The organism is Kitasatospora sp. HUAS MG31, assembly GCF_040571325.1.
Lineage (GTDB): Bacteria > Actinomycetota > Actinomycetes > Streptomycetales > Streptomycetaceae > Kitasatospora > Kitasatospora camelliae.
Window position 1 is genome coordinate 5,262,639 of sequence record NZ_CP159872.1, and the last position, 14,583, is coordinate 5,277,221.

Consider the following 14,583-nt stretch of genomic DNA (forward strand, 5'->3'; position numbering starts at 1 on the left):
GAAACATGGCAACGGATTACGACACCCCACGCAAGACCGATGACGACCTCAACGAGGACAGCATCGAGGAACTCAAGGCCCGCCGGAACGAGAAGGCGACCAGCTCGGTCGACATCGACGAGTTCGACGCCGCCGAGGGTCTCGAGCTGCCCGGCGCCGACCTCTCCAACGAGGAGCTGTCGGTCCGCGTGCTGCCGCGCCAGGCGGACGAGTTCACCTGCATGAGCTGCTTCCTGGTGCACCACCGCAGCCAGCTGTACAGCGAGAAGAACGGCCAGCCGATCTGCCGGGACTGCGGCGCCTGACCATCGGGCGGCCCGGGCCCGGGCCGGCGACACCCCACCGCCAGCCCGGTATGCCGCCCCGGCCGGCCCTGAGCAGCAGGGCCGGAGGCAGCAACAGCGGCCGCCCGCAGCGGCCGCACCCGGCGGGTACCGCGCCCTCGCGGCACACCCGCCAAAGGAACCGGGACGGTCCCGCACCACGCGGAACCGTCCCTCCTCCGTTTCCGGGGCCCTGACCGGGGGCCCCACCGGCGACCTGCCGGCCACCCACCGGCGGCCTCCTGGCAGCCGCACCGGCCCGCGGCACGATCAGCCGCGGGGCTGCGCCCGGTGCGCCTCGGCCAGCGCGTCCGCCAGCCGCTGCGGCGAGCGGGTGGACAGGTAGACGTACGGCGTCGGGTCCGCCGGGTCGTCGATCTCGACCCGCAGCGCCGTCGGCACGTAGCTGCGCATCAGCATGAACGCCCGGGGGTCGGCCTTCACCCCGCGCCAGGCCACCGCCTCGGCGGGGTTGAGCACGTGCACCCGGCCGAGGGCGGTGACCGGGATCCGCGCCTGCCCGGCGACCAGGGAGCCCTGCACCACCCGGATCCGCGCCGAGCCGTAGCTGCTCAGCGCGGCCGCCGCCCCGACCGCGCCGACCACCAGGGCGGCCAGCGCGGCCACCGCGCTGAACCGCAGCATGATCAGCGCGAGCGAGATCCCGACCGCGACGGGGAGCAGCCACCAGGACCGCGGGACGGTGAGACGTTCGTCGTACATGCCCCCATTGTGGGCACGGGCCCGCGACAGCCCCGCCGACACCCCTGCCGCCGGAAGCTACTGGCCGGTAATGTCGAGGGTGTGAACGGACCCCTCGCCTCCCCACCGGCGTCGCAGGACACGGCCGAGTCCGCCGACCGCCCCGCCTTCCTCACCCCCACCACGCCCCCGGCGGACGCCGTCCTGCCGCCGCGCGCCCCCGAGGCGCCGGCGCCCGGCAGCCTGCTCGGTTCGCACTACGACCACTGCTTCGGGTGCGGTCCGCAGCACCCCCAGGGCCTGCAGCTGATCGCCGTGGCGGGCGAGGGCCTGAACGTCACCGCCGAGTTCACCGTCCGCCCCGAGCACCAGGGCGCCCCGGGGCTTGCCCACGGCGGCGTACTGATGACGGCCATGGACGAGACCATCGGCACCCTCAACTGGCTGCTGCACACACCGGCCGTCACCGGCCGACTGGAGAGCGACTTCGTCCGCCCGGTGCCGGTGGACGCCTCGCTGCACATCCACGCCTGGGTCACCGGCGCGCACGGCCGCAAGATCTACGGCGCCGCCGAGGGACGCATCGGCGGTCCCGACGGACCGGTGGCGATCCGCGCCCAGGCGCTCTTCATCCAGGTGAAGCTGGAACACTTCACCACGCACGGTCGTCCCGAGGACATCAAGAAGGCCCTGGACGACCCGGACCTGTTCAAGCGCGCCCGAGCCTTCGAGGTAAATCCGTGAGCATCACCCCCCGCCCCTCGGTGGACGTCCTGATCCGCCGCGTCGACCCCGAGCTGCCGCTGCCCTCCTACGAGCACCCCGGCGACGCGGGAGCCGACCTGCGGACCACCGTGGACGCCGAACTCGCCCCCGGTGAGCGCGCCGTCCTCCCCACCGGTGTCGCCATCGCGCTTCCGGACGGTTACGCCGCGTTCGTGCACCCGCGGTCCGGACTCGCCGCCCGCTGCGGAGTTGCACTGGTGAACGCCCCGGGGACGGTCGATGCCGGGTACCGTGGTGAGATCAAGGTGATCGTCGTCAACCTGGACCCGCGCGAGGGGGTCAGCTTCCGCCGAGGGGACCGCATCGCCCAGCTGGTGATCCAGCAGGTCGAGAAGGCGAGCTTCCACGAGGTGGCCGAACTTCCCGGGTCGGCACGCGCCGAGGGCGGGTTCGGGTCGACCGGCGGCCACGCCGCGGTTTAGCATGCCCGCGTCTCGCAGGCGCCGAGCTGGGTACGAGCAGAGCTAGGTCTTGCAGTATTCGTTCGGTATTGGGTTCGGTATTAGGACCGGGAAGGACAGTGACCGTGTTCCGTCGTCGCCAGAAGAGCGAGGACGCTGTCGAGCAGCTCGCCGAGGACGCCATCAGCCCCGACGAGACGGCCGATGACGTCGCAGGTTCCGCCGAGAGCGAGAACGACACCGAGCTGGACCCGGCCGACCGCGTCGGCCTGCCGCCCGCCCCCCGCCCGGACGGTCCGTGGGACCTCTCCGAGCTGGAGAAGCCCGAGGAGGGCCGGGTCGACCTCGGCGGTCTCCTCGTCCCCGGCGTGGAGGGCATGGAGCTCCGGGTGGAGGTGGCCGGCGACGCGATCGTGGCGGCCACCCTCGTCCTGGGCAACAGCGCCATCCAGCTCCAGGCCTTCGCGGCCCCCAAGTCCGAGGGCATCTGGGGTGAGGTCCGCGACGAGATCGCCAACGGCATCACCGCCCAGGGCGGCCTCATCGAGGAGGAGGAGGGCAGCCTCGGCTGGCACCTCCGCGCCCAGGTCCCGGTGCAGCTGCCCGACGGCACCCAGGGTGTGCAGCTGGTCCGGTTCGTCGGCTGCGACGGCCCGCGCTGGTTCCTCCGCGGTGTGATCTCCGGTCAGGCCGCGGTGCAGCCGGAGATGGCCGGCATCCTGGAGGAGGTCTTCCGCCAGACCGTCGTGGTGCGCGGCGAGGCCCCGATGGCCCCGCGCGACCCGATCGTGCTGAAGCTCCCCGAGGACGCGCAGATGGTCGCCGACGCGGCCGGCGCCGGCGGCGACGCCGCCTACGGCAACACCTCGCTCGACCCGTTCGCCCGCGGCCCGGAGATCACCGAGGTCCGCTGAGCCGACGAGGCCCCTCGCCCCCGCCCGGGACTCCAGGCGGGGGCGTTTTGACCCCGGGCGGTCCGGTGTGTAACGTTCTCCGGGTTGCCCCACGGCCGGGTGGCCCGCTTTTCGAATTCCAATCGGAGTTCGAACTTCGAGCGGGAAAACGGCCGGAAGAACTCTGGTAGAGTTCGGGAGCGCCGAAAGGCGAAAGCGAAGCGGATGAATGAAACTCCGGAAAACGGAGCGGAAAACATCTGATAAGCTGGAAACACGAAAGAACGAAGCGCCCGGAGGGCCCGCTGGAAGGCGGTCCGAAGGAAGCGTCCGTTCCTTGAGAACTCAACAGCGTGCCAAAAGTCAACGCCAGATATGTTGACATCCCCGGCCGGTCCGTTCGGATCGGTTGGAGATTCCTTTTGAAATAACACTAGCGAGGACGCAGTGCGCGGGATCACCTTATTCCGGTGGTTGCCGTGCCGCTCTTCCGCGAGTGGGATGCCCGATCACGGGTTGACATTCACGGAGAGTTTGATCCTGGCTCAGGACGAACGCTGGCGGCGTGCTTAACACATGCAAGTCGAACGGTGAAGCCCTTCGGGGTGGATCAGTGGCGAACGGGTGAGTAACACGTGGGAAATCTGCCCTGCACTCTGGGACAAGCCTTGGAAACGAGGTCTAATACCGGATATGACCTGCTCCTGCATGGGGGTGGGTGGAAAGCTCCGGCGGTGCAGGATGATCCCGCGGCCTATCAGCTTGTTGGTGGGGTAACGGCCCACCAAGGCGACGACGGGTAGCCGGCCTGAGAGGGCGACCGGCCACACTGGGACTGAGACACGGCCCAGACTCCTACGGGAGGCAGCAGTGGGGAATATTGCACAATGGGCGAAAGCCTGATGCAGCGACGCCGCGTGAGGGATGACGGCCTTCGGGTTGTAAACCTCTTTCAGCAGGGAAGAAGCGCAAGTGACGGTACCTGCAGAAGAAGCACCGGCTAACTACGTGCCAGCAGCCGCGGTAATACGTAGGGTGCGAGCGTTGTCCGGAATTATTGGGCGTAAAGAGCTCGTAGGCGGCCTGTCGCGTCGGATGTGAAAGCCCGGGGCTTAACCCCGGGTCTGCATTCGATACGGGCAGGCTAGAGTGTGGTAGGGGAGATCGGAATTCCTGGTGTAGCGGTGAAATGCGCAGATATCAGGAGGAACACCGGTGGCGAAGGCGGATCTCTGGGCCATTACTGACGCTGAGGAGCGAAAGCGTGGGGAGCGAACAGGATTAGATACCCTGGTAGTCCACGCCGTAAACGTTGGGAACTAGGTGTTGGCGACATTCCACGTCGTCGGTGCCGCAGCTAACGCATTAAGTTCCCCGCCTGGGGAGTACGGCCGCAAGGCTAAAACTCAAAGGAATTGACGGGGGCCCGCACAAGCAGCGGAGCATGTGGCTTAATTCGACGCAACGCGAAGAACCTTACCAAGGCTTGACATACGCCGGAAACGTCCAGAGATGGGCGCCCCCTTGTGGTCGGTGTACAGGTGGTGCATGGTTGTCGTCAGCTCGTGTCGTGAGATGTTGGGTTAAGTCCCGCAACGAGCGCAACCCTTGTTCTGTGTTGCCAGCATGCCTTTCGGGGTGATGGGGACTCACAGGAGACTGCCGGGGTCAACTCGGAGGAAGGTGGGGACGACGTCAAATCATCATGCCCCTTATGTCTTGGGCTGCACACGTGCTACAATGGTCGGTACAAAGGGCTGCGATGCCGCGAGGCGGAGCGAATCCCAAAAAGCCGGCCTCAGTTCGGATTGGGGTCTGCAACTCGACCCCATGAAGTTGGAGTTGCTAGTAATCGCAGATCAGCATGCTGCGGTGAATACGTTCCCGGGCCTTGTACACACCGCCCGTCACGTCACGAAAGTCGGTAACACCCGAAGCCGGTGGCCTAACCCTTGGGAGGGAGCCGTCGAAGGTGGGACCAGCGATTGGGACGAAGTCGTAACAAGGTAGCCGTACCGGAAGGTGCGGCTGGATCACCTCCTTTCTAAGGAGCACATGGCCGACTGCGAGCGAATGTCTCGCACGGTTGCTCATGGGTGGAACGTTGACTATTCGGCACCGGTTTGGCGCAAGCCACTAGTACTGCTTCGGCGTGGAACGTGATTGTTTGCGAGGGATCGGGTCGGGCACGCTGTTGGGTCCTGAAGGAACGGCCATCAAGGTTGTTGCTTCAGAGTTGCCGGCCTCATGCGAGGCATCCCGGTTCGGGGTGTTGAGTTTGGGTGTCTGGTCGTTGTTTGAGAACTGCACAGTGGACGCGAGCATCTGTGGCCAAGTTTTTAAGGGCGCACGGTGGATGCCTTGGCACCAGGAACCGATGAAGGACGTGGGAGGCCGCGATAGGCCCCGGGGAGCTGTCAACCGAGCTTTGATCCGGGGGTGTCCGAATGGGGAAACCCGGCAGTCGTCATGGGCTGTCACCCGCTGCTGAACACATAGGCAGTGTGGAGGGAACGCGGGGAAGTGAAACATCTCAGTACCCGCAGGAAGAGAAAACAACCGTGATTCCGGGAGTAGTGGCGAGCGAAACCGGATGAGGCTAAACCCAAGTGGTGTGAGACCCGGCAGGGGTTGCCGCTTGGGGGTCGTGGGAATGAGCTTGATCGGTCTGCCGGCCGGTCGGCGAGTCAGAAACCGTTGGTGTAGTCGAAGGACATGCGAAAGGTCCGGCGTAGAGGGTAAGACCCCCGTAGACGAAACATTAGCGGCTTGCTTGCTCATCTCCCAAGTAGCACGGGGCCCGAGAAATCCCGTGTGAATCTGGCGGGACCACCCGCTAAGCCTAAATATTCCCTGGTGACCGATAGCGGATAGTACCGTGAGGGAATGGTGAAAAGTACCGCGGGAGCGGAGTGAAATAGTACCTGAAACCGTGTGCCTACAAGCCGTGGGGGCAGTCTTCGGACTGTGACTGCGTGCCTTTTGAAGAATGAGCCCGCGAGTTTGCGGTGTGTAGCGAGGTTAACCCGTGTGGGGTAGCCGTAGCGAAAGCGAGTCCGAATAGGGCGATTGAGTTGCACGCCCAAGACCCGAAGCGGAGTGATCTAGCCATGGGCAGGTTGAAGCGCGGGTAAGACCGTGTGGAGGACCGAACCCACCAGGGTTGAAAACCTGGGGGATGACCTGTGGTTAGGGGTGAAAGGCCAATCAAACTCCGTGATAGCTGGTTCTCCCCGAAATGCATTTAGGTGCAGCGTCGTGTGTTTCTTGCCGGAGGTAGAGCACTGGATAGGCGATGGGCCTCACCGGGTTACTGACCTTAGCCAAACTCCGAATGCCGGTAAGTGAGAGCACGGCAGTGAGACTGTGGGGGATAAGCTCCATGGTCGAGAGGGAAACAGCCCAGAACACCGACTAAGGTCCCTAAGCGTGTGCTAAGTGGGAAAGGATGTGGAGTCGCAGAGACAACCAGGAGGTTGGCTTAGAAGCAGCCACCCTTGAAAGAGTGCGTAATAGCTCACTGGTCAAGTGATTCCGCGCCGACAATGTAGCGGGGCTCAAGTACACCACCGAAGTCGTGTCATTCACACGTGTAGGCCCAACGGCTGTGTGGATGGGTAGGGGAGCGTCGTGTGCCGGGTGAAGCAGCCGAGGAATCGAGTTGTGGACGGTTCACGAGTGAGAATGCAGGCATGAGTAGCGATACAAGAGTGGGAAACTCTTGCGCCGATTGACCAAGGGTTCCTGGGTCAAGCTGATCTGCCCAGGGTAAGTCGGGACCTAAGGCGAGGCCGACAGGCGTAGTCGATGGACAACGGGTTGATATTCCCGTACCCGCTTTGAAGCGCCAACGTTGAACCCTCTGATGCTAAGGCCGTGAAGCCGCCCCGGAGCCTTCGGGCGAAGGGGAGTGGTGGAGCCGCTGAACCAAGGTGGTAGTAGGTGAGCGATGGGGTGACGCAGGAAGGTAGTCCAGCCCGGGCGGTGGTAGTCCCGGGGTAAGGGTGTAGGCCGAGTGATAGGCAAATCCGTCACTCATTGAGGCTGAGACCTGATGCCGAGCCGATTGTGGTGAAGTGGATGATCCTATGCTGTCGAGAAAAGCCTCTAGCGAGTTTCATGGCGGCCCGTACCCTAAACCGACTCAGGTGGTCAGGTAGAGAATACCGAGGCGTTCGGGTGAACTGTGGTTAAGGAACTCGGCAAAATGCCCCCGTAACTTCGGGAGAAGGGGGGCCATTCCTGGTGACGAGTCTTGCACTCCGAGCTGGGGGTGGCCGCAGAGACCAGCGAGAAGCGACTGTTTACTAAAAACACAGGTCCGTGCGAAGCCGTAAGGCGATGTATACGGACTGACGCCTGCCCGGTGCTGGAACGTTAAGGGGACCGGTTAGTCTAGTTTCGGCTAGGCGAAGCTGAGAACTTAAGCGCCAGTAAACGGCGGTGGTAACTATAACCATCCTAAGGTAGCGAAATTCCTTGTCGGGTAAGTTCCGACCTGCACGAATGGCGTAACGACTTCTCGACTGTCTCAACCACAGGCCCGGTGAAATTGCATTACGAGTAAAGATGCTCGTTTCGCGCAGCAGGACGGAAAGACCCCGGGACCTTTACTATAGCTTGATATTGGTGTTCGGTTCGGCTTGTGTAGGATAGGTGGGAGACTTTGAAGCAGCAACGCCAGTTGTTGTGGAGTCGACGTTGAAATACCACTCTGGTCGTGCTGGATGTCTAACCTGGGTCCGTGATCCGGATCAGGGACAGTGTCTGGTGGGTAGTTTAACTGGGGCGGTTGCCTCCCAAAGGGTAACGGAGGCGCCCAAAGGTTCCCTCAGCCTGGTTGGCAATCAGGTGTTGAGTGTAAGTGCACAAGGGAGCTTGACTGTGAGACTGACGGGTCGAGCAGGTACGAAAGTAGGGACTAGTGATCCGGCGGTGGCTTGTGGAAGCGCCGTCGCTCAACGGATAAAAGGTACCCCGGGGATAACAGGCTGATCTTCCCCAAGAGTCCATATCGACGGGATGGTTTGGCACCTCGATGTCGGCTCGTCGCATCCTGGGGCTGGAGTAGGTCCCAAGGGTTGGGCTGTTCGCCCATTAAAGCGGTACGCGAGCTGGGTTTAGAACGTCGTGAGACAGTTCGGTCCCTATCCGCTGTGCGCGTAGGAGTGTTGAGAAGGGCTGTCCCTAGTACGAGAGGACCGGGACGGACGAACCTCTGGTGTGCCAGTTGTCCTGCCAAGGGCATGGCTGGTTGGCTACGTTCGGGAGGGATAACCGCTGAAAGCATCTAAGCGGGAAGCCTGCTTCGAGATGAGCACTCCCACCTCCTTGAGAGGGTAAGGCTCCCAGTAGACGACTGGGTTGATAGGCCGGATATGGAAGCCCTGTGAGGGGTGGAGTTGACCGGTACTAATAGGCCGAGGGCTTGTCCTCAGTTGCTCGCGTCCACTGTGTTGGTTCTGAAACCACGACCCGTCTTGCCGGCGGATAGTTTCATAGTGTTTCGGTGGTCATAGCGTGAGGGAAACGCCCGGTTACATTCCGAACCCGGAAGCTAAGCCTCACAGCGCCGATGGTACTGCAGGGGGGACCCTGTGGGAGAGTAGGACGCCGCCGAACAATCATTCAGAGAAACCCCCGTCCGGGAAACCGGACGGGGGTTTTTCGCGTTGTCAGACCTTTTCCGTCAGCGGCATCTTGAAGCCGAGGTGGGAGCCGGTGAAGCCGAGCCGTTCGTAGAAGCGGTGGGCGTCGGTGCGGGTCCTGTCGGAGGTGAGCTGGACGAGGTCGGCGCCGAGTTCGCGGGAGCGGGCGACGGCCCACTCGATCAGGTCGGTGCCGAGGCCGGCGCCGCGCTCGTCGGCGTGGATGCGGACGGCCTCGATGACGGTGCGGGTGGCGCCCCGGCGGGACAGGCCGGGGATGACGCTGAGCTGGAGGGTGCCGACGGTGCGTCCGGCGCGTTCGGCGACGACCAGGTGTTGGTGGGGGTCGGCGACGATCAGGGCGAACGCCTCCCGGTAGCAGGTGAGGTCCTCGGGCGACTCCCGGGTGGCGCCGAGCGGGTCGTCGGCGAGCATGGCCACGATCGCGGGGAGGTCCTCGGCGGTGGCGGGTCGGATGATCAGATCGTTCACACCCGGACTCTAAGCCCGACTGGCGGACCGTCAGCAGCGGGAGGGATCATGGGCCCGGCAGCCCAGGACGCTCGGCGAACGCCCTGAGCGCCCCATGCTCGCCCGTGGCACCACCCCTAGGCACCGAGTGCCACCGTGCCACCCGTGGGCCGTCGCAGTGCCGCCGCAGGTCGCGCAGGGGGCACAGGACGGCGGGGGGCAGAGGGCGCACGGAGGCAGGGAGTGGGACAAGGCGCCCGAAACTGTCGGTGGTGGGCGGTACGGTGCCCAGGGCGGCCCGGATCCGTCCGGTACACACCGGGCCGGCCGGCGGTTCCGACCGACCGAGGTCTCCACCCAGCGAGAGGGGTCCCGTGGCCACGAAGCAGCAGCCGGCGCAGCAGAACCCGGCGGTGCCACGGCAACTGGCCCAGGTGGACGGTGTCCTGGAGCGGATCACCTACGCCAACGAGGAGACCGGCTACACGGTGGCCCGGGTGGACACCGGGCGCGGCGGCAACGACCTGCTGACCGTGGTGGGGGCGTTGCTGGGCGCGCAGCCGGGGGAGTCGCTGCGGCTGTTCGGGCGGTGGGGTTCGCATCCGCAGTACGGCCGCCAGTTCATGGTGGAGAACTACACGACGGTGCTGCCGGCCACCGTGCAGGGCATCCAGCGCTACCTGGGTTCGGGGCTGATCAAGGGCATCGGTCCGCGGTTCGCCGAGCGGATCGTGGAGCGCTTCGGGGTGGAGACCCTGGAGGTGATCGAGAAGGAGCCGGGCCGGCTGATCGAGGTGCCGGGGCTGGGGCCGAAGCGGACGAAGAAGATCGCGGCGGCCTGGGAGGAGCAGAAGGCCATCAAGGAGGTGATGGTCTTCCTGCAGGGCGTGGGGGTGTCGACCTCGCTGGCGGTGCGGATCTTCAAGCAGTACGGCGACGGTTCGATCGGGGTGGTGAAGAACGAGCCGTACCGGCTGGCGTCGGATGTGTGGGGCATCGGGTTCCTGACCGCGGACCGGATCGCGCAGGCGGTGGGGATCCCGCACGACTCCCCGGAGCGGGTGAAGGCGGGCCTGCAGTACGCGCTGTCGCAGAGCAGCGACCAGGGGCACTGCTACCTGCCGGAGGAGCGGCTGATCGCGGACGGGGTGAAGCTGCTGCAGGTGGACGTGGGGCTGGTGATCGACTGCCTGGCGGAGCTGGTGGCGGCCGAGGGGGTGGTCCGGGAGCAGCTGCCGGGCGAGGGCGGGGAGCCGGTGTCGGCGGTGTACCTGGTGCCGTTCCACCGGGCGGAGATCTCGCTGGCGAACCAGGTGCTGCGGCTGCTGCGGGCGGACACCGACCGGATGCCGCACTTCGCGGAGGTGGACTGGGAGGCGGCGCTGGGCTGGCTGGCCCGCCGGACGGGGGCCGAACTGGCCCCGGAGCAGCGGGAGTCGGTGAAGCTGGCGCTGACCCGGAGGGTGGCGGTGCTGACCGGTGGCCCGGGGTGCGGCAAGTCGTTCACGGTGAAGTCGATCGTGACGCTGGCGCTGGCGAAGAAGGCGAAGGTCGTGCTGGCGGCGCCGACCGGCCGGGCGGCGAAGCGGCTGGCGGAGCTGACGGGTGCGGAGGCGTCGACGGTGCACCGGCTGCTGGAGCTGCGGCCCGGCGGTGACGCCGCGTACGACCGGGACCGTCCGCTGGACGCGGACCTGGTGGTGGTGGACGAGGCGTCGATGCTGGACCTGATCCTGGCGAACAAGCTGGTCAAGGCGGTGGCGCCGGGGGCGCACCTGCTGTTCGTGGGGGATGTGGACCAGCTGCCCTCGGTGGGGGCGGGGGAGGTGCTGCGGGATCTGCTGGCGCCGGGCAGCCCGGTGCCGTCGGTGCGGCTGACCAGGATCTTCCGGCAGGCGCAGCAGTCCGGGGTGGTGACGAACGCGCACCGGATCAACGAGGGTCTGCCGCCGGTGACGGACGGCCTGCCGGACTTCTTCCTGTTCGCGGAGGAGGACGCCGAGCGGGCGGCCGGTCTGACGGTGGACGTGGTGGCGCGGCGGATCCCGCAGCGGTTCGGTCTGGATCCGCGGCGGGACGTGCAGGTGCTGGCGCCGATGCACCGCGGTCCGGCCGGCGCGGGCAACCTGAACACCCTGCTGCAGGCGGCGGTGACGCCGGCGCGGGAGGGGCTGGCGGAGCGGCGGTTCGGCGGGCGGACGTTCCGGGTGGGCGACAAGGTGACGCAGATCCGGAACAACTACGACAAGGGGAAGAACGGCGTCTTCAACGGCACGGTGGGGGTGGTGACCTCACTGAGCGTGGACGACCAGCGGCTGACGGTGCTGACCGACGAGGACGAGGAGGTGCCGTACGACTTCGACGAGCTGGACGAGCTGGCGCACGCGTACGCGGTGACGATCCACCGTTCGCAGGGCAGCGAGTACCCGGCGGTGGTGATTCCCGTCACGACCTCCGCGTGGACGATGCTGCAGCGGAATCTGCTCTACACGGCCGTGACCAGGGCCCGGAAGCTCGTTGTACTCGTAGGGTCACGGAAGGCGATCGGGCAGGCCGTGAGATCCGTCAGCGCAGGTCGGAGGCATTCCGCACTCGACCACCGGCTGACAATTGGATGATCATCCAGCCGTAGGCTACGGTCAGAGGTTGTCTTGACGTGAAGAGATTTAGAGCGGAACCTGGTCAGGTGCCGATCTTGTCCGGTTCATACCGGCTGCGGCGACAGCTTTTGTAGGACGGGGCCCTTCTCGGCCCACCCCGGATGCGCGGCTGTCCTCCGGATGGAGGATCGTGGAGACAGCAGAGCACTCGGATGAGCATTCATTTCGTCGGTGAGGAAGACGTGAGCGACAACTCGGTAGTACTGCGGTACCAGGACGGCGAGTACGAGTACCCCGTCGTCGAGAGCACTGCGGGCAACGCCGGCTTCGACATCTCGAAGCTGCTCCCGCAGACCGGCCTGGTCACCCTGGACAACGGCTTCGGCAACACCGCCGCGTACAAGTCCGCGATCACCTTCGTGGACGGTGACAACGGCATCCTGCGCTACCGCGGCTACCCGATCGAGCAGCTCGCCGCGAAGGGCGACTTCATCGAGACGGCGTACCTCCTGATCAACGGTGAGCTGCCGACCGCCGACCAGCTGAAGGCGTTCAACACCGAGATCACCCAGCACACCCTGCTGCACGAGGACGTCAAGCGCTTCTACCAGGGCTTCCCGCGGGACGCCCACCCGATGGCGATGCTGTCCTCGGTGGTCGGCGCGCTCTCCACCTTCTACCCGGAGAGCCACAACCCGTTCGACGCCGCGCAGCGCCACCTGTCGACGGTCCGCCTGCTGGCCAAGCTCCCGACCATCGCCGCGTACGCGTACAAGAAGGCGATGGGCCAGCCCTTCGTCTACCCGCGCAACGACCTGAGCTACGTCGAGAACTTCCTCCGGATGACCTTCGCGGTCCCCGCCGAGGACTACGAGATCAACCCGGTCGTGGTGAACGCGCTGGACAAGCTGCTGATCCTGCACGCGGACCACGAGCAGAACTGCTCGACCTCCACCGTGCGCCTGGTCGGCTCCAGCCACGCCAACCTGTTCGCCTCGATCTCGGCCGGCATCTCGGCCCTGTGGGGCCCGCTGCACGGCGGCGCCAACCAGGCCGTGCTGGAGATGCTGGAGCAGATCCAGAAGGACGGCGGCGACGTCGACGCCTTCATCCGCAAGGTGAAGAACCGCGAGGACGGCGTCAAGCTGATGGGCTTCGGCCACCGCGTGTACAAGGCCTTCGACCCGCGCGCCGCGCAGGTCAAGATCCTCGCGCACGAGGTGCTCGGCCAGCTCGGCAAGACCGACGAGCTGCTCGACATCGCGCTGAAGCTGGAGGAGCACGCGCTCAACGACGACTTCTTCATCTCGCGCAAGCTGTACCCGAACGTCGACTTCTACACGGGCCTGATCTACCGCGCGATGGGCTTCCCGACCAGCATGTTCACCGTGCTGTTCGCGCTGGGCCGCCTGCCCGGCTGGATCGCCCACTGGCACGAGATGATCAACGACCCGACCAGCCGCATCGGCCGTCCGCGTCAGATCTACACCGGCACCGCGATCCGCGACTACGTCCCGCTCGACGGTCGCTGACACCCCGTGTCGTGAGGAAGGGCCCGGTCGCGGGAGTGCGACCGGGCCCTTCGGCGCACCGGGGCACGCCGCCCGGTCCGCTGGTGGTCAGCTCGCACGACGCCGGGGTCGCCGGGGCCGGGAACGGCCGCTCAAAGCATTCCCGACCGGCCCGCGACCCCCGGCGTCGTGCGTGAGGCTGCCGGAACGGCAGCCGTCCGGGGCCCGCCGGAGCCCCTCGGCGGCGACCTGGAGAGGTGCCGCACTTCACAAGGTAAGACGTATCCGGGGTGGCAAAGTTACGGCTGGGGGGTGTGAGTTGCCTCTCTCCACGCTCCGTGTGCGTCCGGTGTCACCCCGGATCCGGCGCCCGGCCCCCACATATCACACACCATCAGCGACCCGATCGGTCACCCTCCCCACAGCCACGGCGACCCTGCGTGATAGGAATCGTGCCATTCCGGTACGGACCGCCCGCTGCCCCGGGCGGTGACGGGTCAGGGAGGGAGTGCGCAGATGGCCAGGAACGTCGTCGTCACCGGCGGTGGCACGGGTATCGGGTTCGAGGTGGCCCGCCGGTTCGCCGAGGCGGGCGAGCGGATCGTGATCGTCGGCCGCCGCCGCGCGGTGCTGGAGCAGGCGGCCGCCGAACTCGGCGCGGCGGTCACCCCGCTGGTCTGCGACCTCGCCGACCCGGACGCGGTCGAGGCCGCGCTGGCCCACCTGCCCGAGCGGATCGACGTGCTCGTCAACAACGCCGGCAGCCGGGAGACCGTGATCGGCGCCGGCCCGCACGCGCTGCTGGCCCGCTGGCGCGGCGACTTCGAGCGCAACGTGCTCACCGCGGTGCTGCTGACCGAGTCCGTCCGGGACCGGCTCACCCCGGGCTCCGGCCGGGTGGTCACCGTCAGCTCCATCGCGGCCCTGCGCGGCGCCGGCTCGTACGGGGCCGCCAAGGCGTCGCTGCACGCCTGGAACCACTTCCTGGCCGCCCAGCTCGGCCCGTCCGGGATCACCGCCAACATCGTGGCCCCGGGCACCGTCTCGGGCACCGAGTTCTTCGGTCCGCGGCTGGACGAGGCCGAGGTGGCCCGCCGGGCGGCCCGGACCCTGCTCGGCCGGATCGGCGAGTCGGGCGAGGTCGCGGCGGCCGTGTACTTCCTGGCCTCGCCGGAGGCGGGCTTCATCACCGGCGAGATCCTGCACTGCAACGGCGGGGAGCTGCTGGGGCGGTAGCGCGGGTACGCG

At 66.3% G+C, this 14,583-nt stretch carries 9 protein-coding genes and 3 rRNA genes; 10 read left to right on the forward strand and 2 right to left on the reverse strand.

The genetic code is table 11. From position 1 onward, the window contains the following. The first annotated feature begins 5 nt into the window (after positions 1–5). A complete protein-coding gene (locus ABWK59_RS23660) occupies positions 6–305 on the forward strand; it encodes a DUF4193 domain-containing protein (RefSeq protein ID WP_354642609.1) in 300 nt (99 codons plus the stop codon). Positions 306–593: 288 nt separating this feature from the next. Here the strand turns inward: ABWK59_RS23660 and ABWK59_RS23665 are convergent, their stop codons facing one another. Next, complete coding sequence (locus ABWK59_RS23665; RefSeq protein WP_354642610.1) at positions 594–1,046, reverse strand: DUF3093 domain-containing protein; 453 nt, start codon at positions 1,044–1,046, stop codon at positions 594–596. Between the two features lie 183 nt (positions 1,047–1,229). Here ABWK59_RS23665 and ABWK59_RS23670 point away from each other — a divergent pair, with 183 nt between their 5' ends. The 6 genes from ABWK59_RS23670 to rrf all read left to right on the forward strand — a co-directional run bounded on the left by ABWK59_RS23670 (position 1,230) and on the right by rrf (position 8,727). Then, positions 1,230–1,769: a PaaI family thioesterase gene (locus ABWK59_RS23670; protein ID WP_354645084.1), complete on the forward strand. Its 540-nt coding sequence runs from the start codon at positions 1,230–1,232 to the stop codon at positions 1,767–1,769. A gap of 2 nt (positions 1,770–1,771) precedes the next feature. After that, the gene (gene dut / locus ABWK59_RS23675) at positions 1,772–2,233 is read left to right on the forward strand and encodes a dUTP diphosphatase (RefSeq protein ID WP_420492945.1); all 462 of its coding nucleotides are present in this window, start codon (positions 1,772–1,774) and stop codon (positions 2,231–2,233) included. Positions 2,234–2,337: 104 nt separating this feature from the next. Then, entirely contained in the window at positions 2,338–3,126 is a 789-nt protein-coding gene (locus ABWK59_RS23680; RefSeq protein ID WP_354642612.1) for a DUF3710 domain-containing protein, read from the forward strand. Between the two features lie 501 nt (positions 3,127–3,627). Next, a 16S ribosomal RNA gene (locus ABWK59_RS23685) occupies positions 3,628–5,149 on the forward strand. A gap of 285 nt (positions 5,150–5,434) precedes the next feature. Further along, positions 5,435–8,541 (forward strand): 23S ribosomal RNA (locus tag ABWK59_RS23690). 69 nt (positions 8,542–8,610) lie between these two features. Further along, positions 8,611–8,727 (forward strand): 5S ribosomal RNA (gene rrf / locus ABWK59_RS23695). Together the 16S, 23S and 5S rRNA genes form the textbook arrangement of a ribosomal RNA operon. 53 nt (positions 8,728–8,780) lie before the next feature. Here rrf and ABWK59_RS23700 read toward each other — a convergent pair. After that, a complete protein-coding gene (locus ABWK59_RS23700; protein WP_354642613.1) occupies positions 8,781–9,245 on the reverse strand; it encodes a GNAT family N-acetyltransferase in 465 nt (154 codons plus the stop codon). A 353-nt stretch (positions 9,246–9,598) separates the two neighbouring features. Between ABWK59_RS23700 and ABWK59_RS23705 the strand changes: the two genes are divergently transcribed. The 3 genes from ABWK59_RS23705 (at position 9,599) to ABWK59_RS23715 (ending at position 14,571) form a co-directional block, all read left to right on the forward strand. After that, positions 9,599–11,842: an ATP-dependent RecD-like DNA helicase gene (locus ABWK59_RS23705; protein WP_354642614.1), complete on the forward strand. Its 2,244-nt coding sequence runs from the start codon at positions 9,599–9,601 to the stop codon at positions 11,840–11,842. 224 nt (positions 11,843–12,066) lie between these two features. Then, entirely contained in the window at positions 12,067–13,356 is a 1,290-nt protein-coding gene (locus ABWK59_RS23710; RefSeq protein WP_354642615.1) for a citrate synthase, read from the forward strand. A gap of 495 nt (positions 13,357–13,851) precedes the next feature. After that, positions 13,852–14,571, forward strand: a complete 720-nt coding sequence (locus ABWK59_RS23715; RefSeq protein ID WP_354642616.1) for an SDR family NAD(P)-dependent oxidoreductase — start codon at positions 13,852–13,854, stop codon at positions 14,569–14,571. The last annotated feature ends 12 nt before the right edge of the window (positions 14,572–14,583 follow it).

What these genes read in the sequence shown, in the direction of transcription:
- ABWK59_RS23660 (WP_354642609.1), top strand. Translation starts at nt 6, where the DNA reads ATGGCAACGGATTACGACACCCCACGCAAGACCGATGACGACCTCAAC.
- ABWK59_RS23665 (WP_354642610.1), bottom strand. Translation starts at nt 1,046, where the DNA reads ATGTACGACGAACGTCTCACCGTCCCGCGGTCCTGGTGGCTGCTCCCC.
- ABWK59_RS23715 (WP_354642616.1), top strand. Translation starts at nt 13,852, where the DNA reads ATGGCCAGGAACGTCGTCGTCACCGGCGGTGGCACGGGTATCGGGTTC.